Origin of the sequence: Scardovia wiggsiae F0424, from assembly GCF_000269605.1 — a bacterium.
Lineage (GTDB): Bacteria > Actinomycetota > Actinomycetes > Actinomycetales > Bifidobacteriaceae > Scardovia > Scardovia wiggsiae.
Window position 1 is genome coordinate 190,720 of sequence record NZ_AKCI01000001.1, and the last position, 25,400, is coordinate 216,119.

General features: G+C 54.0%; 19 protein-coding genes and 1 tRNA gene. 16 read left to right on the forward strand and 4 right to left on the reverse strand.

Going from position 1 to position 25,400, the window contains the following annotated elements:
- Position 1: 1 nt before the first annotated feature.
- The 4 genes from HMPREF9156_RS0100940 to HMPREF9156_RS0100955 all read left to right on the forward strand — a co-directional run bounded on the left by HMPREF9156_RS0100940 (position 2) and on the right by HMPREF9156_RS0100955 (position 3,639).
- Positions 2 to 994 carry an ABC transporter permease gene (locus tag HMPREF9156_RS0100940; RefSeq protein ID WP_007148064.1) on the forward strand — a complete coding sequence of 331 codons (993 nt, stop codon included), beginning with the start codon at positions 2 to 4 and terminating at the stop codon, positions 992 to 994.
- Positions 995 to 1,081: 87 nt separating this feature from the next.
- Positions 1,082 to 2,026, forward strand: a complete 945-nt coding sequence (locus HMPREF9156_RS0100945) for a D-ribose ABC transporter substrate-binding protein (RefSeq protein WP_007148065.1) — start codon at positions 1,082 to 1,084, stop codon at positions 2,024 to 2,026.
- A 193-nt stretch (positions 2,027 to 2,219) separates the two neighbouring features.
- A complete protein-coding gene (gene rbsD / locus HMPREF9156_RS0100950; RefSeq protein ID WP_007148066.1) occupies positions 2,220 to 2,615 on the forward strand; it encodes a D-ribose pyranase in 396 nt (131 codons plus the stop codon).
- Positions 2,616 to 2,631: 16 nt separating this feature from the next.
- The gene (locus HMPREF9156_RS0100955; protein ID WP_007148067.1) at positions 2,632 to 3,639 is read left to right on the forward strand and encodes a ribokinase; all 1,008 of its coding nucleotides are present in this window, start codon (positions 2,632 to 2,634) and stop codon (positions 3,637 to 3,639) included.
- A 109-nt stretch (positions 3,640 to 3,748) separates the two neighbouring features.
- Here the strand turns inward: HMPREF9156_RS0100955 and HMPREF9156_RS0100960 are convergent, their stop codons facing one another.
- Both HMPREF9156_RS0100960 and HMPREF9156_RS0100965 read right to left on the reverse strand, forming a co-directional pair.
- Positions 3,749 to 3,976 carry a DUF3107 domain-containing protein gene (locus HMPREF9156_RS0100960; RefSeq protein WP_007148068.1) on the reverse strand — a complete coding sequence of 76 codons (228 nt, stop codon included), beginning with the start codon at positions 3,974 to 3,976 and terminating at the stop codon, positions 3,749 to 3,751.
- A 235-nt stretch (positions 3,977 to 4,211) separates the two neighbouring features.
- Positions 4,212 to 6,122 carry a phosphotransferase gene (locus HMPREF9156_RS0100965; RefSeq protein WP_007148069.1) on the reverse strand — a complete coding sequence of 637 codons (1,911 nt, stop codon included), beginning with the start codon at positions 6,120 to 6,122 and terminating at the stop codon, positions 4,212 to 4,214.
- Positions 6,123 to 6,231: 109 nt separating this feature from the next.
- On the opposite strand from HMPREF9156_RS0100965, the gene HMPREF9156_RS0100970 reads away from it, so the two are divergent.
- Entirely contained in the window at positions 6,232 to 7,722 is a 1,491-nt protein-coding gene (locus HMPREF9156_RS0100970) for an ATP-dependent helicase (protein ID WP_017147362.1), read from the forward strand.
- Positions 7,723 to 7,805: 83 nt separating this feature from the next.
- Here HMPREF9156_RS0100970 and HMPREF9156_RS0100975 read toward each other — a convergent pair whose 3' ends face one another.
- Positions 7,806 to 9,794, reverse strand: a complete 1,989-nt coding sequence (locus HMPREF9156_RS0100975; protein ID WP_007148071.1) for a zinc-dependent metalloprotease — start codon at positions 9,792 to 9,794, stop codon at positions 7,806 to 7,808.
- A gap of 273 nt (positions 9,795 to 10,067) precedes the next feature.
- Here HMPREF9156_RS0100975 and HMPREF9156_RS0100980 point away from each other — a divergent pair, with 273 nt between their 5' ends.
- The 3 genes from HMPREF9156_RS0100980 (at position 10,068) to HMPREF9156_RS0100995 (ending at position 12,831) form a co-directional block, all read left to right on the forward strand.
- Positions 10,068 to 10,958 carry a YlbL family protein gene (locus tag HMPREF9156_RS0100980; protein ID WP_007148072.1) on the forward strand — a complete coding sequence of 297 codons (891 nt, stop codon included), beginning with the start codon at positions 10,068 to 10,070 and terminating at the stop codon, positions 10,956 to 10,958.
- Positions 10,959 to 11,022: 64 nt separating this feature from the next.
- Positions 11,023 to 11,445 carry a DUF3052 domain-containing protein gene (locus tag HMPREF9156_RS0100985; RefSeq protein ID WP_007148073.1) on the forward strand — a complete coding sequence of 141 codons (423 nt, stop codon included), beginning with the start codon at positions 11,023 to 11,025 and terminating at the stop codon, positions 11,443 to 11,445.
- A 1,197-nt stretch (positions 11,446 to 12,642) separates the two neighbouring features.
- Positions 12,643 to 12,831 carry a hypothetical protein gene (locus tag HMPREF9156_RS0100995; RefSeq protein ID WP_155998886.1) on the forward strand — a complete coding sequence of 63 codons (189 nt, stop codon included), beginning with the start codon at positions 12,643 to 12,645 and terminating at the stop codon, positions 12,829 to 12,831.
- Positions 12,832 to 12,890: 59 nt separating this feature from the next.
- On the opposite strand, the gene HMPREF9156_RS0101000 is transcribed toward HMPREF9156_RS0100995, so the two are convergent.
- Positions 12,891 to 12,964: transfer RNA gene (locus HMPREF9156_RS0101000), tRNA-Val, on the reverse strand.
- A 139-nt stretch (positions 12,965 to 13,103) separates the two neighbouring features.
- On the opposite strand from HMPREF9156_RS0101000, the gene HMPREF9156_RS07310 reads away from it, so the two are divergent.
- The 8 genes from HMPREF9156_RS07310 to HMPREF9156_RS0101045 all read left to right on the forward strand — a co-directional run bounded on the left by HMPREF9156_RS07310 (position 13,104) and on the right by HMPREF9156_RS0101045 (position 25,327).
- Entirely contained in the window at positions 13,104 to 13,232 is a 129-nt protein-coding gene (locus HMPREF9156_RS07310; protein WP_007148074.1) for a hypothetical protein, read from the forward strand.
- A gap of 245 nt (positions 13,233 to 13,477) precedes the next feature.
- On the forward strand, positions 13,478 to 14,692 hold the full coding sequence (locus tag HMPREF9156_RS0101015; RefSeq protein ID WP_007148075.1) for a DivIVA domain-containing protein: 1,215 nt from the start codon (positions 13,478 to 13,480) through the stop codon (positions 14,690 to 14,692).
- Positions 14,693 to 14,887: 195 nt separating this feature from the next.
- On the forward strand, positions 14,888 to 15,724 hold the full coding sequence (gene recO / locus HMPREF9156_RS0101020; RefSeq protein ID WP_007148076.1) for a DNA repair protein RecO: 837 nt from the start codon (positions 14,888 to 14,890) through the stop codon (positions 15,722 to 15,724).
- 2 nt (positions 15,725 to 15,726) lie between these two features.
- The gene (locus tag HMPREF9156_RS0101025; RefSeq protein WP_007148077.1) at positions 15,727 to 16,542 is read left to right on the forward strand and encodes an isoprenyl transferase; all 816 of its coding nucleotides are present in this window, start codon (positions 15,727 to 15,729) and stop codon (positions 16,540 to 16,542) included.
- Positions 16,543 to 16,682: 140 nt separating this feature from the next.
- A complete protein-coding gene (locus HMPREF9156_RS0101030) occupies positions 16,683 to 17,432 on the forward strand; it encodes an ABC transporter ATP-binding protein (RefSeq protein ID WP_007148078.1) in 750 nt (249 codons plus the stop codon).
- A 97-nt stretch (positions 17,433 to 17,529) separates the two neighbouring features.
- Entirely contained in the window at positions 17,530 to 20,202 is a 2,673-nt protein-coding gene (locus tag HMPREF9156_RS0101035; RefSeq protein WP_007148079.1) for an ABC transporter permease, read from the forward strand.
- A 200-nt stretch (positions 20,203 to 20,402) separates the two neighbouring features.
- Positions 20,403 to 22,076 (forward strand): DUF2130 domain-containing protein, encoded by a 1,674-nt coding sequence (locus tag HMPREF9156_RS0101040; RefSeq protein WP_017147366.1) that lies wholly within the window; start codon positions 20,403 to 20,405, stop codon positions 22,074 to 22,076.
- 125 nt (positions 22,077 to 22,201) lie between these two features.
- On the forward strand, positions 22,202 to 25,327 hold the full coding sequence (locus tag HMPREF9156_RS0101045; RefSeq protein WP_007148081.1) for a type IV pilus assembly protein FimV: 3,126 nt from the start codon (positions 22,202 to 22,204) through the stop codon (positions 25,325 to 25,327).
- Positions 25,328 to 25,400: the final 73 nt, after the last annotated feature.

Here is a 25,400-nt window from a genome sequence, read left to right on the forward strand (position 1 = left end):
AATGTCTTCTTCCCAAACAGATACGGCACGCACAGGTGGAAGCAATGCCGTCAATGCAGTAAAGCGTTTTGTCGGACGCAACGGTGCCCTTGTCGGGCTGCTGCTTCTGGGTATTGTCCTGAGCTTTATCGCCCCTTCATTTTTAACTGCTACCAACCTGCTCAATGTAGGTATCCAGGCATCAACGATAGCGATACTGGCCTTTGGCGAGACTTTCGTTATTATTGCTGCCGGCATTGACCTGTCGGTCGGCGCTGTTGCAGCGTTCTCAAGTATGATCGCCGCCTACACCGGCGCAATGATGGGTGTGCCTGCATGGCTTACGGTTATTATAGGGATCGTAGTCGGCGGGCTGTTCGGTGCGCTCTCCGGAATTGCAAATGCTTTCCTCAGGCTTCCGTCGTTCATTGCGACCCTGGCAGCAATGTCTGTTGCTAGAGGGCTTACCCTGGTCGTTTCGGACGGGCGTCCGGTATCCACCAGCAGGAATGCCGTGATCAATTTCTTCGGCGCTACATACTGGGGGATCCCTGTGCCTATCGTCATGATGGTCATTATGGGGCTTATCGCATCAATCATCCTGAATTATATGAGTGCCGGACGCTCCGTTTACGCTGTAGGCGGCAATATGGAAGCTTCGCGGCTGTCTGGTATCAAGATCCACGGGACGCAGATCATGGTATTTGTCCTTTCAGGTGTTTTCGCTGCTGTTGCGGGCCTGGTCATTGCAGGAAGGCTCCATTCTGCACAGCCTCAGGCGGCACAGGGATATGAAATGGATGCTATTGCTGCCGTTGTGATTGGCGGCGCATCGCTTTCCGGCGGCAAAGGCAAGATATCGGGGACTTTCGTCGGTGCGATCCTTCTGGCGCTGATCCGCAACGGCCTTAATATCCTCAACGTATCGTCGTTCTGGCAGCAGGTTGTTATCGGCCTTGTCATTGCGCTTGCGGTGAGTATCGATACCTTGCGGCGCAAGCAGGATACCCACTGACAGGGTAGCCTGGAGGCGAAAAACAATCCATACTTCATACCATACGTCATTAATATGCCGTTAATCGCATATAGGAAAGGAAAAACAATGATTAACAAGCACATTAAGAAAATAGCTACTGCTGCGCTGGCAGTTGCATGCACAGCAGGCCTCATGTTCGGCCTTTCGGGGTGCTCGCAGGGGTCTTCCGGAGGGAAGGACAAAGTCACGCTTCTCGTTTCTACGCTGAACAATCCGTTCTTCGTTGATTTGAGGGACGGCGCGCAGGAAGAAGCGAAAAAGCTGGGGGTTGACCTGCAGGTCTCCGATGCGCAGAACGATTCTGCAACACAGCAGAACCAGGCGCAGAACGCCCAGTCGCAGGGTGTCAGGGCGGTGATCATCAATCCTGTTGATTCTGATGCCGCTGCCCCTGCCGTGGCTACGCTCCGCGGTTCCAGTATCCCGGTTGTCAGTGTGGACCGTTCGGTCACCGGTGAGGAAGTCAACGCCCATATCGCATCGGACAATGTTGCGGGCGGCGCACAGGCAGCACGGAAACTTGCTGAAGGTATGGGTAAGAAAGGCAAGGTCATCATCCTCCAGGGCACGCCGGGGGCAGCCTCGACCCGTGACCGCGGCAAGGGGTTCAAGGACGAGATCAGGAAGTATCCTGATATTAAAGTCGTTGCGGAGCAGACCGCAAACTTTGACCGTACAGAAGCCTTGAATGTTACTTCTAACCTCATGCAGTCAAACCCCGACGCTACAGCGGTTTACGCTGAAAATGACGAGATGGCGCTGGGCGCCATCCAGGCTCTGGGTTCCAAAGCCGGGAAGGATGTGCAGGTCTTTGGCTTCGACGGGACTGCTGACGGCCTGAAGGCTGTTGAAAGCGGTACCATGCTGGGGACTATTGCACAGCAGCCGAAAGAGCTGGGAAGGAAAGCCGTGCGTGCTGCATATGACCTTATCCGGAATAAGAAAGTTGAAAAGATACAGTCAATAGCAGTGAAAACAGTAACAAAAGAGAACGTGGCTGATTTCAAATAAAAACAGCTGCGGCCAGCGCATACTGCGCCGGCTGAAGCGGGGCGGAGGCAGCCCCCAAGGTGGTATTTCTCTCTGATACCGGTACCGGTGCGTCCTGAAAGCCGCCCGGGGCTGCCTGTGCCCTCCGTCGAAGCTGTGTAACAGCAGTAACTTAACTATTGAATAAGTATATTGGCCAGTAAGGGGGAAATATATGCTGAAAAAAGGGATTTTGAATGCCCGGCTTGCTGAGGCGCTGGCGGGGCTCCGGCACAAGGACCGTTTTGTGGTCAGCGACTGCGGCCTGCCCGTGCAGCAGGGGATAGAAGTCATTGATCTTGCGGTGGTTTTTGGTGTCCCGCGTTTTGAACAGGTCCTTGACGCGCTTAAAAGCCAGCTGGTGCTTGAAAACGCTGTTATAGCGCAGGAGGCCAGGGATGGGCTGCCTGAAAAATGGATCAGGGAGCGTTTTGACATCCCTGTATCGTATATCCCGCATAATGGGGCGGCAGGGTTCAAAGACAGCCTCAGGGATGCCAGGTTTGTTATCAGGACCGGTGAAACGACATCGTTTGCAAATGTTATATTTCAATGTGGAGTACCTTTTTAAAGATAAGGATCATCATATGGTTTCACAACAGGATGTTGACAGGCTGAAAGCTTTGTTTGCCCGCATTGAAGAGGGCAGTGCAGGCGTATGCGTTATGGGGTCTGCGAATGTGGACTATACCGTTGAGACTGAACGGCTTCCCAAACCCGGGGAAACGGTCAGCGCCGGCCCCCTGCGGATACTTCCCGGCGGCAAGTCTGCCAACCAGGCTGCCTCAGCGGGCAAGGCCGGTGCTGCAGTAACGATGCTGGGCATGGTCGGTACCGACGATAATGGCAGTTTCCTGCTGTCGCAGTTAAGCGATGCCCATGTTGATGTAAGCAAGGTGGAACGGTTCGACGGGCCGAGCGGCTCAACGGTGATTACCGTAGACGCTAAGGGCGAGAATACTATTGTGTATTCTTCAGGATCCAATGCCCACGTATCAGCGGATTATGTGGAAAAGAACCGGGACGCCCTGGATAATACCGCTGTTTTGGGCCTGTGCCTGGAAAGCCCTATAGATGCGGTGATCCGCAGCGCACAGATATGCCATGGGAACGGGGTGCCTGTCCTTCTTAACGATTCGCCTTTCGTTGCAGAGCTTCCCCAGGAACTGGTTGATAATACGGATATCCTTCTGGTTAATGAGCATGAGATGGCTCAGCTCCTCGGGCTTGACATTAACGAGGACGACCTTTCCCCGCAGAGCCCTTACTGGCGGTCTGTTGCTGCAGCCCTGGAAAAGTTCGGCTATACCAGGGCCATCGTTACGCTTGGAAGCCATGGGGCGATAGCTTTTGAGCCGGGAAAGGCAGAATATATCCCCGCTGTAAAGGTTTCTGCGGTCGATACTACCGGCTGCGGGGATTCATTTATGGGAACTATACTTGCCGGGCTGTCCGCCCGGCTCACCCTTGCCGACAGCGCGTGGCTGGCTTCCTATGTTGCGGCTTACGCGGCAACGGGGCTTGGTGCGCAGGCATCTTACGGTACAGCTGCCCAAATAACAGAATTCTTTGCAGCAATGGCCAGGCAGGGATAGGCTATACCAAAAGAAGGCCGGCAGCCTGATATGATCAGTGCATTTGCCGGCCTTCTTTATCCTCTCCTGATCTTCTTTATCCTCCCTGTCTGTGCAGTCATAAAGGGTTTTAGCTGAGTGCCCCGAACCCTACCGGATGGATTGTTTCCGAACCGATAATAACGTAGCCGATCGAGTGGGCAGGGATGATTATTGTGCGGCCTTTTGAGTCCTCAAGCTCAACCATCCCGCCGTGGATGTTGGTTGCGGTGATTTTCTTTGATACATCCTCTGCACTTGCATCGGTATCGAAGGATACCGGACGGTCTACATTCATAATGCCGATTTCAACGTTCATGATTCTCCTTAGCTGTTTTACGGGATATACTGCACGCACAGCGGATCCCGTGTGTATACGTATTATGATGTGTTACTTTACTATATACTAGCTGCATGCAGCGAATGGGACAGCTTTCATAGGGGACTTCATCTGGAAGAAAAATCTGCGGCCCTTGCATCAGGTGTTCTTCGGGTATTCCCCTCCGCAGGATTGTTCCCCATGATAGAGTTTCCTTCGCGGGTACCCCTCCCGTTCAGCGGCTCATCCCGTCTTCAGCAGAGCGCTTCCCCTGACGGGTATCCTCACCGTCTGCCGGGCTCTCCTGCATATGCTGGGCGATAAAGGTTTCTGTGGCAATGCCGTCAGGGCTGTCATCTATCTGGAAAATGCCGCCGCTACTGTCGGCGGTATTGCTGTTACCGGTATCGTCGTTGCCGGCAACGGTACTGCTGTCGCCAGTAGCTTTGATAGCATCGTTAGCGGTATCAGGCTCTTGTACGGAAGCTTCCTGCAGAAGCCGTGCATTAAAGATCTCCTGTTCCCCGGTGTCGTCAGGGTCCCGCGGCGCACTATGATTTTCAAGGCCTTCCTGGATCTTGCCAATATGCGGTATAGCTGCTGTTTCTTCATCATCTGCTGAGGAGGAAAACAGCTGTTCCACGTGGCCATTCCCGCCGTCGGCTGCAGGCGTATCATCCGACGTGGTGAAACGGAAGCCCTGTGAATCTTCAGGTATCGAATTCCACGCAACCTGGTGGTGCTGCAGGCCTTTAGGCGCAGGAGGCTGCCCGTTTCTATTCCCATCTCTGCCCAAAGTGATTGAGCTGTGCGGAGTGCCGCGTGAAGGTGAAGCGGACAGCCCTGCTGCTGTGCTGTCGCTGCTGTCATCGGCGAGAGGGCTTTCGGAGCCCCTGCCGCCATCCCCGGGATCAAAGCTGCTGCCGGCGGGGGTGCGTATCCCTGAATCTGCAACAAAGCGGGAGTATCCGTGCCGGCTGGAAGCCTCCGGAAGAGGGCTTTCCTTGCCAAGGCGGGTATCTTCCTGCATGGGCGCACTGCCGCGGTCAGGGCTGGATCCCTTGTCTGAAGGACCGTGCGGGGCTCCTGGATTGGTACGGTGAGGCTGGCTGCGTGCCCCTGCTTTCACTCCTGACGAGCTGAGCAGGTCGCCTACGGTGAGGGTAGAAGGGTCTGCGGATGGGGAAGAACCTGAAGGGTTGAGCAGGGATATCTCATGCGCCAGAGATTCCACCTGGGACTTGAAGCGCATGATTTTCTGGGTATCTGCGCGTTCCAGGGCCCTGATAAAATCGCCTACCTGGGACATCTGTACCCACAGTCCGGCACGCAGCATGATCATATCATCCATACGCTTGCCCATGATGCGCGCGTATGCTGCGATTACGGAATTGCGGCGCGTGGGGTCAAGCTCAGTAAATATCCATGCCAGATCCCGTGCGGGATCGTTGATCTGCATATCCTCCCAGTGGCGGATGCCTGAAACGCCTGTACTGGTAAAAAGGATATCCCCGTCGCTGAAACCCCCGTGGACCGGGCAGGAGCGGAAATTCCACAGGTTCTCATTGGAAATGATCGAAGTCCAGTTTTTAAGGATCTCCCCGGGGATATGCCCTGCTGCCTTCAGGCTGGTGATCCACTGTTCGAGCTGCTGATGTATCTGCGCAGAGGCATGGGCAGGGTAGTGGGCATTAACAATAAATTTCCCGCGCAGGCGGTGTATTGCGCCAATTGAAGTGCCGGCTGCCGCGCACTGGGCCTCAGTCAGGCCTGACAGCTGAAAAGCATCACCGTTGATATGCGGTGTAATAAGGACGGCTGTATTCCCGGTGGCATCGGTAGGGTCGTCCCCCGGAACGAAGACTTTCAGCTGGTCAAGCTGGAAGCCGAGCGCTGACGGTTCGTGGGTATTGTCAAGCACATAAGCAGCCCGTGCCCGGGCTTTGAGGCGCTCTTTGCCGTCAGCTGTGTCGCAGATGCTGGCGTCATACTCCTCGCCTGCCGTATCGGCCACAACAGCAGTTGTAATATCGTCTTTATCGCCGCTTAAGACGAACTGTTCTGAGCGGCGTGTTGTTGCCACAGTCAATGTGGGCATAGCAGCGGATGCAAGTGCTGCAATTTCGAAGCTGGAACGTTGGCTCACACTTTAACCTTAATACATGGGGGATACTCGGATGAAGTTACCTGAATGTGGATCACTGTGGATAACATACCCCATTTTATTACGTCCTTATGTCTGTCACAATGGAACTATGAAAAACGATATCCTGGCTGGCCTTGATGAGATGCAGAGGTCTGCTGCGCTCGCGTCCGAGGGGCCGGTGCGTATCATAGCCGGTGCCGGGGCGGGGAAAACGCGCACGATCATGCGCCGCATAGCGTATGCATGCGAAAGCAGCCGGGGAAGCATGCAGTGGGATCCCAAGAAAGTGCTTGCTGTTACGTTTTCCACAAAAGCTGCCCAGGAAATGCAGGGAAGGCTGGCACAGCTTGGGGTGCAGGGGGTGCATGCTGCTACTTTCCATTCGGCTGCTTTGCGGCAGCTGCGAAGTGTGTGGCACAGCCTGAGCGATTCCCCCTTCCCGCAGGTCTGTGAGAATACCAAGGACCTTGTGTTCAGGGCGCTTGCCCGTGCCACCGGCACTGATGTTTACCAGGATATAGAGGTCAGTGACGCTCAGGCGGAAATAGACTGGGCAAAGGTAAGTATGGTTGCGCCGTCTGATTACGGTTCGGCATGCCAGGTATCAGGCCGGACTCCGCCACTGGGGCTGGATCCGCCTGTTATGAAACGGGTTATGGAGTGCTACGAAGAGGAGAAGGCTTTCCGCAATGAGATCGATTTTAACGATATCCTGCTTATGCTGTGCCATATCCTCGATGAAGATGCTGAGCAGGCGCGCACAGTACGCGGCGGTATCGGGTGGCTGACAGTCGATGAATACCAGGACGTTTCGCCTCTGCAGCATCGGCTGACGGAGCTGTGGCTTGGTGATAACCGTAATATCTGTGTGGTGGGGGACCCGGCACAGACGATCTATTCGTTTGCCGGCGCAACCAGTTACTATCTTACGGGTTTCGCCCGGGAATTCGGCGGCCTGGCCGCTGACATCGAACTTGCCACAGACTACAGGTCTACTCAGAATATTGTAAAAGAGGCCAATAAGATACTTAAGCATTCTCCAATGCGTGATACTTACCTGCAGCTGGCTTCTGCGCGGGAAACAGGCAAGCGTGTTTCCCGGCGTGTGTATGGGGACGACCGCGATGAAGCCCGCGGGATCGTCAGCAAGATCAAGGACCGGATAAGCCATGGGGTGCGGGCAGAAGATATTGCCGTGCTTATGCGTATCAACAGCCAGGGAATCCTGCTTGCGCGCCTCCTTAACGAGGAAAAGATAGCGTACCGTGTGCGTACAGAATCCGGATGGACAAGCAATGCTTCCCATGACTCCCTTATGAACTCTGACGGCACAGTAGGGCAGGTGAGCCTGTCGACCATCCATGCTGCCAAAGGGCTTGAGTGGAAACATGTGTTTATTATGGGATGCAGCGAAGGGCTGATCCCTTTTTCGTCAAACCAGGAAGATGGGAACCTTGAAGAAGAACGCCGGCTCCTCTATGTGGGCATTACCCGTGCAGAAGATGAGCTGGAAATATCTTATGCACGTGCTGTCCATAAAGATGATGTTGCTGCGTCACGGTACAGCGCTGAGCGGCGGCCCAGCCGGTTCCTGACGTGAATGGGCCTGCACAGGCACACGAACAGGTATGAAATGGTCCCTCCTGGCCTGTGCCGGCTGTTCCGATGGGAGGCTATCCCTTCTTACCCCTGTGTACTGTCAGGACTGGAGGCGGGACCCTGTGTTCCAGATCCGTGAGGATTGCCGGGATCAGTAGAGCTGCCAGGGCCGCTGGAACCGCTGGGATCATCAGGGCCATTAGGGTCGTCAGGCTCACCGGAATTGTCAAGATCGCCGGAACCACCGGAACTGCTGGAACCATCAGGCCCATCCTTTTCAGAGCCGCTGCCTTCACTGTCAAGAAGCTGTTCAAGCTCCTTATCCCAGTCGATCGGCCCGTTCAGATCTATCTGCCCCAGGCCTTTATCCCCTGGACCTTTATCCTTCGGGCCTTCATTCCCCAGACCCCCATCCGGGTATTCCGTGTATGGGATACCATTATCCCCTTCTTTATCCGGCAGAGCTATCCCTTCCTGAGAAGCAGGGGGATCCTGGCTGTCCCGTGCCGGGCTGGATGTATTCGGTGAACCGGGACTATCAGGCTCAGGCGCTGCAGAGTTGCTATCCGGGGAAGGGCGGCCGGCGCCCCTGCCGGACCCTGTATCAGCATCATCTGCGGTGCCGGCAGTGTTATCCTGCGCATCCAATGTGTTCGATGTATCCGGCGTGTCAGAAGGGCTGCTGTCCAAAAGTTCCATAAGGTCATCATTGAATTTCTTCGAATCTGCCGATGACTTCTCAGATAAAGCTGCAAGGGCGTCGTCAGGCATCGTCGGCAGCATATCCGGATGCGACCAGTGCCTGTCCCTTCCTGATGCCTCTTCTGCCAGCGTGATGGTTTCCCAGAGCTCTGCGGCCTCGCGCATCTTTTTAGGCCGCAGCTCAAGCCCCAGCAGGGTCTCAAACGTTTCCTGGGACGGCCCTCCGGCGGCGCGTTCGCGGCGCTGCATTTCGCGCAGCTGGTCAATATGGGGGATATGCGCCATTCCTGCACGCCAGACGATGCAATCCACCCACCCTTCAACAAATGCGAGGAGATTCTCAAGGCTATGCAGGGCCTCGCGCTGTTCGGGAGTATCGCTCATGCCAACTTTGCTCAGATCCACTGCGCCTGCGATAGAATCAGGGTTGACCTCCTGTACCTCACGCAGCTGCTCTTCCATAGCATCCAGATCAATGGTGATACCGCGTGCATACTTGTCGATCAGTGCATCGAACTGCGGCATCAGCCATGGGACGTTGGCGAACAGGCGGGCGTGGGCTTCTTCAACAAGCGCAAGGTAGGCCAGGACTTCGTTATAGCTGAGCTTAAGTTCGTCAGCGTATCTCTCAATATTTTCAGGAATGAGGGTCCCGGCAGGATTATCGAGGAGCGCGATCCCCTGGTCGAAGCCTCCGCAGATATTGCGCGCCAGCCGTCCGCCTGCCTGCCCTATCTGCATTGCATATGATGTATTGCCTAAAATAGTAATCAGCTTGCCCGGATCTTTGAGGTCATCAGGAAGCGGCATAGGGACAGGTCCGGCGAAAACCCCTGCGATCTGCCCGTCTATCTCGCCACCCAGCCGTTCGGAAAATACTGCAGCCATAGCCTTATTCATAGATTCGGCAACAGGGGCGGCAAAGTGAGTCCATTTAGGCATGGCTTTGCCTACCCATTCATCGCATGTGAGGACATCCAGGGTGCCCTCAGGCGGGTCAAAATCCGTGACAGAATCCAGCCACAGGTTTGCTTCCGACGCCGCAGACCTTACCTGCTGGCCGGAAACCGCACTGATCACATGGATTTTTTCGTTTTCCCGGGCGGTATTGTGCGCAATAGATGTCGCCAGTTTAATGTTGATCGGACCGCTGTTGAGCAGCTGGTTTATATCCTGCGCGGATCCCAGGCCGCTCGTACTGAACGCATCCATAAGGGAATGGACCTCCTTGGGATCGGGCAGGCCTCCAGGGGTATTGATGATCTGCTCGCGGATCTCAGGGGGCAGCTGGGAAAGCTGCTGCCACGCCATCTCGCCCTGATAGGGGCCGAAGGAGTCGATCATCCATTGGTGCAGTTCATCTTCTGACATGACATCCGTTCCTTAGCTAGTGTTATTCCGTTGCCGTTATCTCCGTAGGATCAGGGTCTTTGAGCGTCCGCAATATCTGTAAAGCTGCCTGCCGGACAGATATTACCGGACCTGTACCATTTGGCATCTGTGTATCAGACCGCCACTTTACCCTATTATCCTAAATCTTGAGTCTAAGTGTATCAACTTTTAAGAATATTTTTTATTCCTGAGAATAATCTGGACAATCCAGCCAATATAGCTGTTTCAGCTTTCGGGATATCCGGATATACTATGGGGGATATGACAGATCAAACAGAAACAGACAGATCCCGGGCACCGCAGGCCCATCCTGCCGTTCCGCACGCGCCTCGTCATTTTGCTCCCCGATGGCGTTACTATATCGGCATGGTCACAGTGCTGGCCTGTATGGCTCTCCTGTTCCTGCCCTGTTCTGCTTACACCATTGAATTCCCGGGACCGACAGGCAATGTCCTTGGGAAAGTATCCAAGGCTAAAAATGCTAAAGATATGATTTCCATATCAGGCGGCAAAACCTACCGGAGCAAAGGGAAACTCCTCCTGACAACGGTCAGTGCTACAGGCGTCCCGGGGTATCCGGCAACGAATGCGCAGGTCTTGTGGGCGTGGTTCTCCAGGCATACTATCGTTGTCCCGCAGGAAGTTGAGTATCCTGCCAATCAGACGCCGGAAGAGTATCGGAAAGAATCCAGCGAGCAGATGGATCAGGCTCAGGATTCCGCCCAGAATCAGGCCCTATCTTTCCTGAGAAAAAGAGGTGTGGACGTTTCAGGCCTGAAGGTCACAATGAATGTTGATAATATTGGCGGCCCTTCGGCCGGGATGATGTATACGCTCGGCGCCATTTCGAAGCTGACCCCCGAAGATGAGACTGGCGGCAAGGTCATTGCCGGTACGGGGACTATGGAAAAGGACGGCACGATAGGCGCTATTGGCGGGATACAGCTGAAAATGGTCGGCGCCTTGCGCGATGGTGCTGCATGGTTTATAGCCCCCAAAAGCAATTGCCGGCAGGTTGTCGGCAATGTCCCCCAAGGGCTGAGAGTGGTCGCGGTCTCTAACCTTGAAGAAGCGTACAAGGCGCTTGTGGCTATTGGTTCAGGCAAAGGCGGTTCGCTTGAGACGTGCCAGGCGGCAAAGTGACGGAAGGGGCGGGATATATGCCCGTCCTCAGGCCATTTTCCATTATTTCTGATATGCTGAGCCTGTGTCCAATACAACTAACACCGATAACGCTGCAAGTGAATTAGGATTCCAGCCGGGGGATATTGTCCAGGAATGGCTGTGGGATGATGATGTTGACGGCCATATCCGTGATTCTATTGAGGCTCTGACAGGAGAAGACCTCGTTGATGAGGAGTATGATTCGGCCGTTGACGGCGTCATCGTGTGGTGGCGTGACGGTGATGAAGAGGACGAGCTCTCCGATACGATCATGGATGCGGGCGGGCTGATTGCTGGTGACGGGCTATTTTGGATCATCACACCTAAGCCGGGACGTGAGGGTGCTACCAGCGCTAATACAGTCCAGAACGCAGCCAAGACTGCCGGGATGAATGCGGGGACACCAGTCACGCTGAGCCCTGACTGGAACGGTATCCAGCTTCGGGCATTTGGCCGAGGGCGGTAGGCATCTTAGCCGGTGGCCGGCAGGTACCTTCGTGTTCTGTCCCTGTACTTCGTTTCTTTTGATCCGTTGGCCCCTCAGCTATTTGGTTTCAGTTCTTTGATCTGTTGATCTTCTAACCCTTTAACTTTTTCATCCTTCAACCTTTAAAGCTTTTGGTCATTTTGGTTCTTTGATTCTTTAGCCTTTAATCTGTCAACTTTTTGATCTGTTGATCTTCTAATCTTCCACCAGCGCTAGCATTCTAAGCATCCGCGCTAGCCTTCTAATCCATTAGCCCTTTGCTTCCTTCCCCTGTCAGCTCTCTGATTTTCCAGTCCCCTTAATTTAGCCCTTTGATCTGTTGGTCCATTGACCCGTTGATCCATGTAATCGTTTAATCCATCAATCTCTAATCTGTGTTGGTCCATTAACCGTTTAATCCATTGATCCCATTAACTTTCTAATTCGTTAACCCTGTTAACCCTGGGGATTTCTTCCCTCTTGTTCACTACCTGACAAAACTGGGGGCGGGGTGCGAGGGAGGGCTGTGTTATGGCGGATTACGTATGTTGCGCGTGTTGTATCGCGTGTTGTATGCAGCGCGTCTGGCTGCCCTCTATGTGCGGGCCGGCTCACCCAACACGAAAATACGAATACGGCTTCAGCCTGTATACTCATTTTTCGGAAACATAACTTCAAGTTGGGTGAGCTTCGGCCGTTGACCGCGCAAAACTGTTAAATTGGCATTGCTGTTAAGGGATTTCGACTATTAAAACATAAACCCGTCAACTAGACACATCGCTAAGGGATCGCGGATTTTAACGGATTGGCAGTAATGTGGATCGTCTACGAGATGATTCTCCATAGTACAAGTGGTCCGTATGTTCTCCTCCCTCCAGCAGGGCCGACCCTGAGATTTCCTGAACTCAATCCTTCTGATTTGTAATCAGCAGGTCGACGGTTCGAATCCGCCGCGGAGCTCCGCTAATACAACCCAATGTTTTCAGGCGTTGGAGGCGGGTTCGGTCGCCCGACCGATCGGTGGCCGGATTGTTTGTGCGCTCCAAGTGTGCCCCAAAACAGGTAAATCCCCCACCACAACCGGCTGCTTCGGATAATTGTGGTTCAGCAGGTCGCGCATTTAGATCGTACAGTTGGCTCACTAGTGTATCCAGCATTGTGCACCCGGCCGGGATACGGCTCACCCAACTCAGCGATATGAAATGGTATTTGGCATTGTTCACAGGAAGAGGTATTTGCTTCTTCGAGTTGGGTGAGCAGGATGAGGAGGGGATGAGCGGGATGGGGGGGGGGAGGAGGGGAGAGAAGAAGGAAGGGGTGAGGGAGGATTCGATAAGTGAGCTGTTTTTCATATTTGGACGGAAGCGCAGAAAAATCAGGGAATAGGGAGTGGAGAATAAAACGGGTCAAAAGAAAAAGATGAAGATAAAAGATCTAGAAGAACGTGGGCGATGAGGGACTCGAACCCCCGACATCCACCGTGTAAAGGTGGCGCTCTAGCCAGCTGAGCTAATCGCCCGACTCAGGAAAGTCTATCGCACTACACAGACGATGTCCATATGCGACACGCTTTGTGCAGGTTGAGGAGACGAATGAGATATTAAGAGGACAGAAGAAACGGAAGAAGCGGATTGGTGAGAAGGAGGGAGAAGGATGATATGGGGGCGGTAGAGCAAATGAAGGCGACGGGAGAAATGGGTGAGGAGGGCGGAGATATAGGAGATATAAAAGACGGATGTGACGATGAAATGGAGGGGACAAGTGTGACGGTGACGGTGACGATGTGATAGGCAGGGCAGACGGCTGGCCGGTAGTTAATGACGGCGGACAGGAAGCTGGACAGGTCTCAGGTATTGAGAGGTAATGGCACCAGCAGGCTCCCCGACAAGCCTCCCGGCGGGGTTTCGTGGTTGTTCCGTGTATAAATTGAGGAATCCCGGTGCGGTTCCTGAAAAATTTGTAGGCTAAGTATCGGATATTCTTATTTAGAATGCGTAACTCTGTTTATTGTTTATCGGGTCGGGAGGCTTGAATGACTGGTGAGGAACAGGCGAGAGGGAATCGGCTTCCATTAGCCGACAGGAATAAGTGGGGCTATGACATTGATCAGGTTGACGAGTTTTTGGATCGGGCGCATCAGCTGTATGATGCGGCCCAGCCGCAGCTTAATCAGGAAGATATTCAGAATGTCCTTTTTACCCTGGTCCGCGGCGGGTATGATATTGAGGCAGTAGACCGTGCTCTTCTGCGCCTTGAACAGGCGGCTGTGGATAAGCAGACGTCATATGAGATTTCCAGTGAAGGCCGTGTTGCCTGGCGGACGAAAACAGTCCAGCTTGCTCAGACCCTGATGCCGCGTGCGAATGCTGGTAATGGGTACCGTTTCGCTGACGGGCACGGCAAAGAACCGTCCTATGACCGTAAACAGGTTGACAGCTTTGTGGTCAATGCTGTCACGCGCATTTGTGATGAGCTTGGCATTGAGTACCCGCAGGCGGTCAGTTCCAGTAATTTTGATTCGGACGAGGATTTTACCCCGCGTTATGTGTCTACGATCCTGTTTACGCAGCGCAAAGGGGACAGAGGCTATGATGAAGGCCAGGTTGATATGTATGTTAACCGCATTTCCCAGGTGGTTTCGCGTATCGTGTCTTTCCGCAATTTTGAAGGTGTTGATGTTAAGGAGGCGCTGGGCGGCAGTGCAGCTGACGGGGATGCCCTCCGTCCGTATGAAGCCCGCGGGCAGAATGCCCAGTATGAAGATGTCGCTTCTTTGGAAGAATCAGTTTTTGCTGCGCACCAGGCGCAGGGACAGGCGGAGGTTTCCGGCAGCACTACAGATTCAGGTCATTCGGCAGACAGCCCCGCTCCAGCAGTTTCCGACGGCGCCGCCCCTGAAACACTGCATCCGTATGAGGGCGCGATGCCGGTATCTTTTGCCCCCTCGAGCAGCCCGCAGAGAGGTACCGATACACAGCATAAGGCGGGTCCAGGCGAAGAAACGGAGCTGATCACCGATCTTCCGCTTTCGGATGGTTCGGGCGCGGGCCATCCTGAGGGCAATACCGAAGAGGATAATGGAAACGGGGGCAATGCCGGGGAAGCTGATACAGGTGAGGACACTCAGTCCCAGGCGTCGTCCCAGGCAAACGATACCGGTACTTTCGCTCCGCAGGTCCTGCCTTTCCTTTCCGTATCGAATTCCCTCAATACAGCTCCGGACAGTTCCGGGGATAGGGAACAGTAGGGAAAAGCCCGGACAGGCAGAGACAGGATGAGGATTCTGCTTCCCTGCGAGGAAGGGTGATATCCCGTCTGAAGTGTTATAGCATAATGCGGCAGGGAAAGCCGGCATACATAGGTATTCTGCGGCATACTTGATATTGTGCAGCGTGAGGTACCGGTAAGGATAAGACTGCGAGCTTGAAAAAAGGGGGTGCGTATGCCTGCATACAGGGATCAGGGTATTGTCCTGCGCACTATCAAGCTCGGCGAGGCAGACCGAATCGTTACTATCCTTACGGCCAGCCATGGCAAGATCCGCGCAGTAGCCCGCGGCGTCAGACGTACAAAATCTCGTTTCGGTTCAAGGCTTGAACCATTTATGCGCGATGACCTGCTTATCGCCCAGGGCCGCCGCGAGCTTGATACAGTTTCGCAGGCAGTAGTCATTAGTGCGTATGCTCCTGAAATCATCTCGGATTATGACACTTACCTGTCGGCGAATGTTATTGTTGAGACTGCAGACAAGGCAGTTTCTGATCTGCGCGAAACCAGTATTTCCCATACGATGCAGTATCGGCTGCTTGCGGGTGCCCTTGCATCGCTTGCTGCACGGAAGCATAAGCCTGAATTCATAGAAGCCTCATATGTCCTCAGGGCACTCAGCCTTGCGGGGTGGACGCCGCGTCTGGATGCATGTGTGGTCTGCGGCAGGCAGACGGATCTGCGTTATTTTTCGGTTGAATCCGGGGGTGTTATGTGCCCAACGGACCGCATACCTAAAGCCAGGAAGATTTCGCGTGATGCCCTGGATCAGCTGAAAGCGTTGGCTGCAGGCGACTGGAAGGCTTTGGAGGAGCCATCCGCGGAAGGGCCCGCAGAGCATGGCCAATATGTGCATGATGTATCTTCTGTCCGGCACAGCCATGGTAACCGGGATAATGATGCCTGCGGCGAAAGCAGCCCCCCTGATGCACAGGTGAGGTCAATAGTGGAGGAATGGTCGCAATATTATCTTGAACGTCCCATCCGCTCCATGCGCCTGATACATTCATAAATATGAGTTTTGGGGATGTTGATTACACATCGCTGAGTATTCCGGATGCGCCGTTTTCCAACCCTTCGCGGATACCGGACTTTGCCCGTGAGCATACCAGAGTACCGCGCCACGTAGGCGTGATCATGGACGGCAATGGACGCTGGGCGCAGCAGCGCGGGCTTGCCCGTACTGAAGGCCATAAAGCAGCCGAACCAGTCGTATTTGATACCATTGCCGGTGCGATAGAGGCTGGTGTCCGGTATCTGAGCCTGTACACATTCTCGACAGAAAACTGGAAACGCTCGCCTGCCGAGGTCCGCTTCCTTATGGGTTTTTCGCGCGATATTATCCATCGCCGGGTGGCGCAGATGGATGATTGGGGGGTGCGTGTCCGCTGGTCAGGCAGGCGCCCGAAATTGTGGAAATCTGTTATCGATGAGCTTGAGGCCGCTATGGAGCGTACGCAAGATAACACGGTTATTGATGTAGTATTCTGCATCAATTACGGAGGGCGTGCGGAGATCGCTGATGCTGCCGCCGAACTGACGCGTCTCGCAGCTGAGGGGAAAATCAAAGGCGGACGTATCACAGAGAAGATGGTTGCTGAGCACCTGTATAACCCTGACATCCCTGACTGCGATCTGGTGATCAGGACTTCGGGCGAGCAGCGTACAAGCAATTTCCTTCCGTGGGAGGCCGCTTACGCTGAACTGGATTTTGTCCCGGAGCTGTGGCCGGAATGCGGCCGCGAGGTGTTATGGCGTTCGATTGAACGGTATGCCAGCAGGGACAGGCGTTTTGGAGGAGTAAAAGACAGCAGGGGGAAGGCCCGGTGAGCGCCCCGTTATCTGGCCGGACAGCACACCTGATCGCCGGCAGGCCGGGGGCCTGAAAATATCTAAAATTTGAAAATTAAAGAGTACATACTCATAAAATACATACTCGTAAATAGTGGAATACTGATAAGGAGAAAATGATGTCTGCAATTTCCGCACAGCATCTCGTCAAGGATTACGGTGAGGGCAGCAGTGCTGTCCATGCCCTTCGCGATGTCACTATTGATATTGAGGGCGGCAAGTTTACCGTGATCATGGGGCCTTCAGGCTCCGGGAAATCAACCATGCTTCATACGCTTGCCGGCCTGGACAGTGTGACTTCCGGCCGGGTCTGCCTTAACGGCAATGAGATCACGGCAATGAATGATAAGCAGCTTACCCTTCTGCGCCGCAACAAGATAGGTTTCATTTTCCAGAGTTTCAATCTGCTGCCCATGTTCACAGCAGAAAATAATATCCTTATGCCGTTGACGCTTGCAGGCAGGAAAGCTGATAAAGAATGGTTCACTACGCTGGTAAGGACTTTAGGGCTGGAAGGCCGGCTGGGCCACAGGCCTTCGGAGCTTTCCGGCGGGCAGCAGCAGCGTGTGGCTATTGCCCGTGCGCTGATCACGAAGCCGGAAGTTGTGTTTGCTGATGAGCCTACAGGAAACCTTGATACGGTATCCAGCGCGGAAGTGCTTGGTTTCCTGCGCAAGTCTGTTAGTGACCTTGGCCAGACCATCGTCATGGTGACCCATGATGCTGTGGCTGCCTCCTATGCGGATAGGGCAATAGTCTTTGCTGACGGACAGATCGTCGCCGATGTGGCTGATCCGAATGCCGAAATGATGAATGCACTCCTGGTACGCGAGCAGGAGAAAGCAGCTGCTGCACGCCTGGCGCAGTAGCCTGACCGGCAAAGCGGTACGGCAATGGCCTGTTCGGAGCTGGGCGGGGCTGCGGAAGATGTAAAGGAACAACTGTAAAACTGTAAAGGGAACTATTATGTGGTCACTAACATTCCAATTGATGAAGAAAAGCATGAAAATGCTTATCCCGGCAGGTATCGCCATTATGATTGGGACGGCGTTCATAGCCAGTACATTCCTTTTTGGCAATTCGCTTCAGGATGCCGTTGTCCGGCATGATACGGCGGGTTTTGGGAACAGTAACTATTCTGTTGACTATTCTTCTACTGAGGTGGCAAAGTCCCCTAAATACACGATGTCAGATATCCATCTGGATGAGATCAGGAAAATGGAGGGGGTCACGGGCGTTGCTACCATTGTAGGCGGTTCTGCAGCAGTATCCCATAACGGGAAAACAGGTACAGTTGTATTCCTGCAGAACCCATGGGGCACAGCGCGCCAGCCGTTGGACATTATCCGGGGGAAAGCGCCTGACGGCAATAACCAGACCGCCCTTCCCGCGAACCTTGCATCGCGCCTGAATGTGAAGATCGGTGATACAGTGACGCTGAAGTCTGGCGGTGCTTCCGGCAGGGAAAGCAGCCCTTCTGTAGCGGAAGGTACGGCCGATGGGTATACCGTTACCGTGACGGGCCTCACAGATGACCCTGAGCATTTATTCTCCCAGATGGGCGGCTGCGCGCTGCTCTCCGCCAATACCGTCATGCAGATGGATGGGAATACCAGTCTGGATGAGCAGCAGTTCAGCGGTGTTTTTCTCAATATCAGCCCGGACAGGGAACAGGAAACTGTTGAAAAGATCAGCAGGCTCCTGCCTAAATATGTCAGCATAAAATCCCGTGCCCAGGCAGAAAAGGAATCGCTGAACAATAATTCTGTGTCATCGAAGATCATCACTACGTTTCTTCTGGTGTTTGGTGTGCTCGCCATGTTCGTCGCAGCGCTTGTTATTGCCAATACGTTCCAGGTCCTTGTTGCGCAGCGGCGGCGCACTCTGGCTATATTGCGGACAGTTGGCGCGCGCAGAGGCCAGCTGTACCGGTCGGTGATTGCAGAAGCCTTTATCCTGGGGCTGCTGGCATCCTGCTGCGGTGTCCTGCTGAGTATCGCTGTTATGGGCGGGCTGAGCACATCCGGGGCTTTGCGGGGGATGTCAGCAGGAAGCCCGGTCCGCTTCATTTTCAGTTGGACAGCTGCAGCGGTGCCGGTTATTTTTGGTGCAATTATAACAGTATTCGCTGCACTGGGGTCAGCCTATTCCGCAACGCGGGTAACCCCGCTTGAAGCCCTCAGGCCGATAGATACACTTAAAACTAAGAAATCCAGCGCAGTGCGTGCCGTACTCGGCATCCTTATGGTTCTTGGCGGCATAGCAGTATCAGCTATAGCTGCCGTAATAAAGCAGCGGGTCGATTCTTCAGGCGCTTCAGGAAGCGAGACAGCGCAGTATATGATCCTTGCCGCTATGGCCGGCTGCATGCTCGTTTTTGTCGGACTGATCATTACTGCAGTATTCTGGCTTCCCGCAGTGATGAAAGGTGCGGGATACCTGGTGTCGCTAATGGGCCCCTCAGGTGCTGTTGCCCATGGGAATATCCAGAAGAATCCCAGGCGCGTTGCGGCTACAGGCACAGCCCTCCTTATAGGGATCACGCTTGTGGCGACTATCTCCACCGGCGCGGCAAGCGCCAAGGCTACGCTGGGCAACAGCCTCGAGGACAGGTACAGCATTGATATGACGGTTTCCGGCAATGGGATCGATAAAGGGACAGTAAAAAAGATCGCATCCGTCAAGGGTGTGAAGAAAGCAGTCCTTGCGCCTACAGTTACCGGTACGGTACGTGACAGTGCCGGACATAAGGCGTATATCCAGCTTATCGGGGTCAACGGCACGCAGGAGCTGAGGTCTGTTATGCGTGCAGACCTTCCCGACAATGCTGTCACTAAAAAGACTATGCTCCTGCCCAGCAGCCTGACGGATAAAGGGTGGAAAACTGATACAGTGCAGTTTACCCAGGAAAATGATACGGACGGAGGCTCAGAAGGTTCTGCTGGCAGCCCTGCTGCGTCTGCAAAGGGGAATACTGTAACGCTGTCGGCAACCAGTACGCGATTTCAGCGGGTCAATCCGATGTATGCAGCGGTCGGTTTCGTGGATATCAGCTATTTCACAGGCGGCGCGCTGAAAGCAGATGCAGGCGGATACATGGTCCTTGCTTCCCTTGATACTGCTCACGGTGATGCTTCGGAAACTATCAGCAGCGTTAAGGATATCCTGAGCGATACCGGTATGGTCAATGTTATGGGGACTGCTGCCAAACGGCAGGACTGGGAGAGGCGCATCAACCAGCTGATGCTCCTTCTTGTCGGGCTGCTGGCAGTTGCCGTGCTTATTGCGCTGATTGGCGTAGCAAATACCCTGAGCCTGTCGGTTATTGAACGTACGCGGGAATCAGCAACGCTGAGGGCAATCGGCATGACCCGCGGGCAGCTGCGGGCATCCCTTGCCTTTGAGGCGCTTCTGCTGGCGCTGGTCGGAGGGCTCCTCGGCATCGTCCTGGGGACGCTTTTCGGATGGCTGGGATCCTATATGGTGTTCAGCGGCATAGGAAGGATGGAGTATCCTGTCAGCTGGGGCATGGATGCTCTCGTCCTTGTGATATCAGCTGCTGCAGCACTCCTTGCGAGTGTACTTCCGGCCCGCAGGGCAGTATCAACGCCGCCTGTGGAGGCGCTGGCTGAGGCCTAGTGCCGGCTATATCCTTCTTCTGTCAGGACGCCCGCTCTGTGCGTAACGCTTTGCGGGCGTTTTGCTGTGGTTATAGTCATGTGCTATGGCTAGTTGCCGTACGCCCGGCACCAATCAATTCCGCCGGCACCCGCGCCCTTCAGCGGGTTTCGCTGCAGCCCTCCGGCAGGACTTACGGCTTCCCGGGTAGAATAAAAGCTATGGCAGCGATTACAGAAGAAAAAGGCCCCAACCGCAATAAGGATGCTGCGGCAGATAGCATGCATGAGATCACATGCCCCCACTGCGGGCATGCATTTACTGTCAATGAAGATGAGTACCAGAAGCTTCTTGCACAGATACGCGGCAAAGAATTCGACAGGGAGCTCAGTGCAAGCCTCCAGCGGGAAATTGGCAGGCTGGAGACTGAGCACAGGCTTGACCTGGAGAAAAAGCTCCACACGAAACAGTCCGATTTTGATAAGCAGATCTCAGAGCGCGACAGGGAACTGTCAGGGCTCCAGGCCAGGTTAGATAAATCGGAATCTGAACGGGATGCAGCTTTATCAGAGGTGCGGAATGAAAAAGATAAGCAGATCGAGTCGTTGAAGTCACAGCTTGATAAACTTTCTATTGAGAAAGATTCAGAGCGTGACAGGCAGCTGTCTGCGCTGCAGTCGGAGCTGGATAAAAAGGTTATGGCGCTGCAGGCCAGCCTGGACAAAGCGGAGTCTGTAAAAGATGCAGCGCTGGCTGAAGCCCGCAGCGAGAAAGACCGGGAGATCGAATCTCTCAAGTCGCAGCTTGAAAAGATATCCCTTGAAAAAGACAGTGAAAAGGACAAAGAGCTGCTGCAGCTGAGGCAGAAGCTGACTGAGGAATCAGCCAAATCTGAACGGCAGTTCTCCGAAACGAAATCGCAGCTGGAAAAACAGCTTTTCCAGGCCCAGTCAGACCTGCAAGTGGAAAAGCAGAAGCAGGAAGCCGAACTGGCAAAACAGCATTCAGCCCTGACAGAGCAGAGGTCCCAGTATGAAGCGCAGCTCAAAGCGGCGCAGGAGCAGGTGGAATTCTATAAGGATTTCAAGGCATCCCAGTCTACGAAAGCTGTTGGTGAAGACCTGGAGCAGTACTGCTATAACGAATTCAATAAACTGCGGGGCGCTGCTTTCAAGGATGTCTATTTTGAGAAGGACAATGCTGTTTCTTCAACAGGGTCGAAAGGCGACTTTATCTACCGCGAGAAAGATGCTGACGGCAATGAAGTGCTGTCCATCATGTTTGAGATGAAAAATGAGATGGATGCAACGGCAAAATCCCAGAAGCATAAAAATTCCGATTTCTTCAAGGAGCTTGATAAAGACAGGTGCGAGAAGGGGTGCGAGTATGCTGTACTGGTAACTATGCTGGAAGCTGACAACGAATTCTATAATGCCGGCATAGTTGATGTGAGCTATATGAAACCGTCATATACCAAAATGTATGCTGTGCGCCCCCAGTTCTTCATAACGGTCATAGGGCTCCTGAGGGATGCTGCGTACAGTTCGGCGGGCCTCAGGCGGCAGCTGGAAGAGGCAAGAAACCAGAATATCGATATCACTAATTTTGAAGAAGAGCTCGATAACTTCAAAGACGCTTTCGGCAAGAATTACCGGTCGTATAAACGGAACTATGACGAGGCGATAAAGCAGATAGATAATGCTATCAAACGCATGGAAGCTGTCAAAAGCGCCCTGACGACCAGCGAGAACCAGCTGCGCCTGGCAAACAATAAACTGGATGATGTCGAAGTGAAGAAGCTTATCAAGGATAACCCTACGATGCAGGCCAGGTTTGCTGAACTTGAGGATAAGGGGGATAGGGGAGGCAGGCCTCCCAGACAGATCAGCGGATAACAGCCTGCCTGCCGGCGGACGGCATTTATCCACAGCATGCGCAGCAATTTGTACATTCATATTTGTCATGAGTATAGTAGGAAAACAGACAGAACTGACAGAACTGATAGAACAGGAGAGTCGATATGATAAGCATGGTTCCCCCATATGCCTGGCCGAGATCAATAGCAGATTTAAGGGACAGCAGCCTTAACCCGGATTCCTTCACGCCGGTTGATGGAACGGGGTATACCCCGACAGGCCTGGATATGGGCGACCCTCGGATGGCCGGCGTCTTTGAGCTGGGGCTGCGCATTGCAGATACGATGGAAAAGCGTGTGGCTGTGATGGAAGCGATCCGGCAATCGGTGTACGGTTTCCGTGGCATCCCGGCAGCGTATGCCTGGCCGCAGTCCGCGGAGCAGCTCCGTTCCCGCGGGCTTTACCCTGATACCTTTACCCCTATATCCGATATGTGGCGGACACCTTCAGGCCTTGATCTGGCAGATCCCCGTGCAGCAGAAGTATTAAGGCTTTCCGAAGAGGCTGCTGCGCTGTTCGACCAGCGGGCGGCGCTTATGGAACAGATACGTGGAAGCAGTGCAACAGCTGCCGCGGTTCCTGTATATGGCGAACAGCCGTACAGGCAGTTTTCTGAGGCTGCGCCGGCCGGGAAGGGCGCGGCATCATCTGTGCCTCGGGAGGCAGATACGGATGTTGCAGGTGCAGATGGCGCAGGTACAGATATTGCTTCTCAGGCTTCACATGCTGCTGTACCTTTATCATTGGATATCCACGGACAGGCTGCCTCTGTCCATGAAGCTGGACCTGTGCGGCCTGTGCAGAATGGGAATGATCAGGAAGCCCCTGCCCCTTCACCGGCTGCCTCCGGTCCGGTGCCTTATGGGCAGCCTGTCCAGGGCGGCACGCCTGTGCAGGATATGCCTGTCCAAACCCTCCCTGCGCAGCTCGCCGCTGTATCCGTACCGGATGGGCGCTTTGGGCAGATGCGGCCGCAGAATGAAGCTGCCAGCCCTCAGCGCAGGATCCAGATACTCCTGCTGTCGCTCGGCATAGGCCTTGTTGCGCTTGCTGCCATTGTTTTTGCTGGCTTTGCATACGCTCAGATGGATAACGGTATGAGGGCTGTTGCCATCGGGGTACTTGGCATCATTTCCCTGCTGTGCTCGGTGGCACTCTCACGCAGGGTCAAGGTGACATCTGAAGGGCTTGGATACCTTGGGGCCGCCATCCTGGTGATTGATGCATTCTTTATGAACGCTGCGGGCGTCATACCTTCACCGGCACTGCTGAAGAATTATTTTGGGCTTTATCTTGTTGCAGCTGCCGCAGTATTGGGGCTGTTTGAGATACTGGCCAGGATATCCAGGAACACTGTATCAAGTATCACTATATGCATGATGGGCGTTATCACTGCCGGCCTTATATTCCTTCCAACCGGGTTCGACGTCAGGATGGAAATAGCCCTGCTTGTGCTGCAGGCCTGTGCATCTGTGCCGTCGATAGCCTTTATGGTTGCGCACCGCTACGGCTTCAAATCCAGAAGCGATTATCGGCTTATCCATTCCGCGGTCACCGTGCTGATGTTCTGCAGCATAACCTATGAAGTGCTCGTTTCCCTTCCCAGTGTATTCACGCTGTTCTTCTTCCCGCAGTCCCGCGGTTTCGGGCCATCGTATGCTGTCGATTCAGGCGGCTGGAGCCTTGCTGTAGCAGCAGCCATATTTGCTGCTGTGGCGTTTATTTCGCTCTGGTTCGTGAAACTGACGCATATTTTCCTGTTTGCTGTTACCTCCCTGATCCTCAATCTGATGGCGTTACCCGGTTCCGGTGCGTTCCTGGATATCGTCATCATGGCCGTGGCATTCCTGTGGATAGCTCTGGGAGCCAGAGCGATCAACGGATACAACGCATATCGGCAGATCAGGATAGCACGGCAGCGGGCAGCTGCAGGCAGCCCCGCATCGCCATCCGCTCCGACAGGGGAAGGGGCAGCAGTTACCGATGATTCCGCGAGGGCTCTGGGACTTGTCACGCGGAATAAATTCGATTATGTATCAGTGCAGGTTTCCCGGATACTCGTCCCGATCCTGGCGGTTATCAGCATGCTTCGGTCTGAAAATATTTTATGGGTAAAAATCATATACACAGTTATTTTCATTGCTGCTGCTGCACTGTGGCGCCTTGTCCTTGTAAGTTCAGCCGACCGCGTTTCCCGTATCATGAGCAGCGTATCGTCCACGGTCATTGTTCTGATGGTGTGCAATACCATCCAGTACGCATCTGCAGAGGGTGTGAGGCCTCCAGCTGACTGGGGGATGTGTGTATTTGCGTGTGCGGTTGGCATTGCGTATGTGCTTCTCAGTATCCTCCGCAAGGGTGACAGGCTTGAAGCATTTGATGCTTCCATCCTCCGCCAGCTGTCCCGGCAGGCTGCCCGGCCTGGTATGCCTGCGGCATACGGATATAATGCAGCACCCAGCCCTGCCCAGGAAGCAGGCCAGGCTGCATACCGACAGTGGCTGCGTACCCGGAATCCGGGACGGACAGGGATAATAATGGATAATGTTGAGCACTGCACACTGCTGTATACGTTCGTATGCACCCTCAGCCTTGAGATAATTTCCCACTTACCGCTGTGGGGCGGTGTAAACCTTATTGTCCTTTATGCGGTTTTTGCGGCAGTCGTCATTGTTGCTGCTGTATCAGGGACACGGCTGGTGGACCTGCAGCCACCTGATATAGCCAGTTCTATGCTGTACTCGGCGATGATCCTGTGCGGGGCCTATTTTATTGCCAATATCAGCACTATACATTCTGCCTTTACTTTCTATGAGCTGCCTGTTATAGCGGCAGCCATACTGCTGTTTATCAGCGGCAGTGTGAAAATGGCCAGGGATGCCCGGGTCCGCAGCTGGCGTGCCCTTGGCCTTGCGAGTTTGCTGGCAGTAGTCCCTTCCATACTGATAGCCTTTTTCCGGAGTACTTCTATTACCAGATCTGTGTGCGTCCTGCTCATATGTGTAGCGCTTGTTGTTATTGGCGCCGTGAAGAAGTGGCAGGCTCCGCTGTCGGTGGGCGCGGTATGCCTCGTTATCCATGTGCTGACCGTGTCATGGGGTTATATCGCGGCATTCAGCCGGAATTACTGGTGGGTCTGGCTTGCGCTTGCAGGCGTGATACTTATTATCACTGCTGCACGGTTCGAGTATGTCAAGAAAGTCAAAAAAGCATATGAAATGCTGCGTTAGCCGGTGACACAGGCAGCTGCTGATCCCGTAACCCATACGGGGTTCGCCTGCTCATCAGCCAGGTACCGTTGCT

Excerpts from the sequence above, each read along its gene's own strand:
- HMPREF9156_RS0100940 (WP_007148064.1), top strand. The coding sequence starts at position 2 with ATGTCTTCTTCCCAAACAGATACGGCACGCACAGGTGGAAGCAATGCC.
- HMPREF9156_RS0100945 (WP_007148065.1), top strand. The coding sequence starts at position 1,082 with ATGATTAACAAGCACATTAAGAAAATAGCTACTGCTGCGCTGGCAGTT.
- rbsD (WP_007148066.1), top strand. The coding sequence starts at position 2,220 with ATGCTGAAAAAAGGGATTTTGAATGCCCGGCTTGCTGAGGCGCTGGCG.
- HMPREF9156_RS0100955 (WP_007148067.1), top strand. The coding sequence starts at position 2,632 with ATGGTTTCACAACAGGATGTTGACAGGCTGAAAGCTTTGTTTGCCCGC.
- HMPREF9156_RS0100960 (WP_007148068.1), bottom strand. The coding sequence starts at position 3,976 with ATGAACGTTGAAATCGGCATTATGAATGTAGACCGTCCGGTATCCTTC.
- HMPREF9156_RS0100970 (WP_017147362.1), top strand. The coding sequence starts at position 6,232 with ATGAAAAACGATATCCTGGCTGGCCTTGATGAGATGCAGAGGTCTGCT.
- HMPREF9156_RS0100975 (WP_007148071.1), bottom strand. The coding sequence starts at position 9,794 with ATGTCAGAAGATGAACTGCACCAATGGATGATCGACTCCTTCGGCCCC.
- HMPREF9156_RS0100980 (WP_007148072.1), top strand. The coding sequence starts at position 10,068 with ATGGGGGATATGACAGATCAAACAGAAACAGACAGATCCCGGGCACCG.
- HMPREF9156_RS0100995 (WP_155998886.1), top strand. The coding sequence starts at position 12,643 with ATGAAATGGTATTTGGCATTGTTCACAGGAAGAGGTATTTGCTTCTTC.
- HMPREF9156_RS07310 (WP_007148074.1), top strand. The coding sequence starts at position 13,104 with ATGGGGGCGGTAGAGCAAATGAAGGCGACGGGAGAAATGGGTGAGGAG.
- HMPREF9156_RS0101015 (WP_007148075.1), top strand. The coding sequence starts at position 13,478 with ATGACTGGTGAGGAACAGGCGAGAGGGAATCGGCTTCCATTAGCCGAC.
- recO (WP_007148076.1), top strand. The coding sequence starts at position 14,888 with ATGCCTGCATACAGGGATCAGGGTATTGTCCTGCGCACTATCAAGCTC.
- HMPREF9156_RS0101025 (WP_007148077.1), top strand. The coding sequence starts at position 15,727 with ATGAGTTTTGGGGATGTTGATTACACATCGCTGAGTATTCCGGATGCG.
- HMPREF9156_RS0101030 (WP_007148078.1), top strand. The coding sequence starts at position 16,683 with ATGTCTGCAATTTCCGCACAGCATCTCGTCAAGGATTACGGTGAGGGC.
- HMPREF9156_RS0101035 (WP_007148079.1), top strand. The coding sequence starts at position 17,530 with ATGTGGTCACTAACATTCCAATTGATGAAGAAAAGCATGAAAATGCTT.
- HMPREF9156_RS0101040 (WP_017147366.1), top strand. The coding sequence starts at position 20,403 with ATGGCAGCGATTACAGAAGAAAAAGGCCCCAACCGCAATAAGGATGCT.
- HMPREF9156_RS0101045 (WP_007148081.1), top strand. The coding sequence starts at position 22,202 with ATGATAAGCATGGTTCCCCCATATGCCTGGCCGAGATCAATAGCAGAT.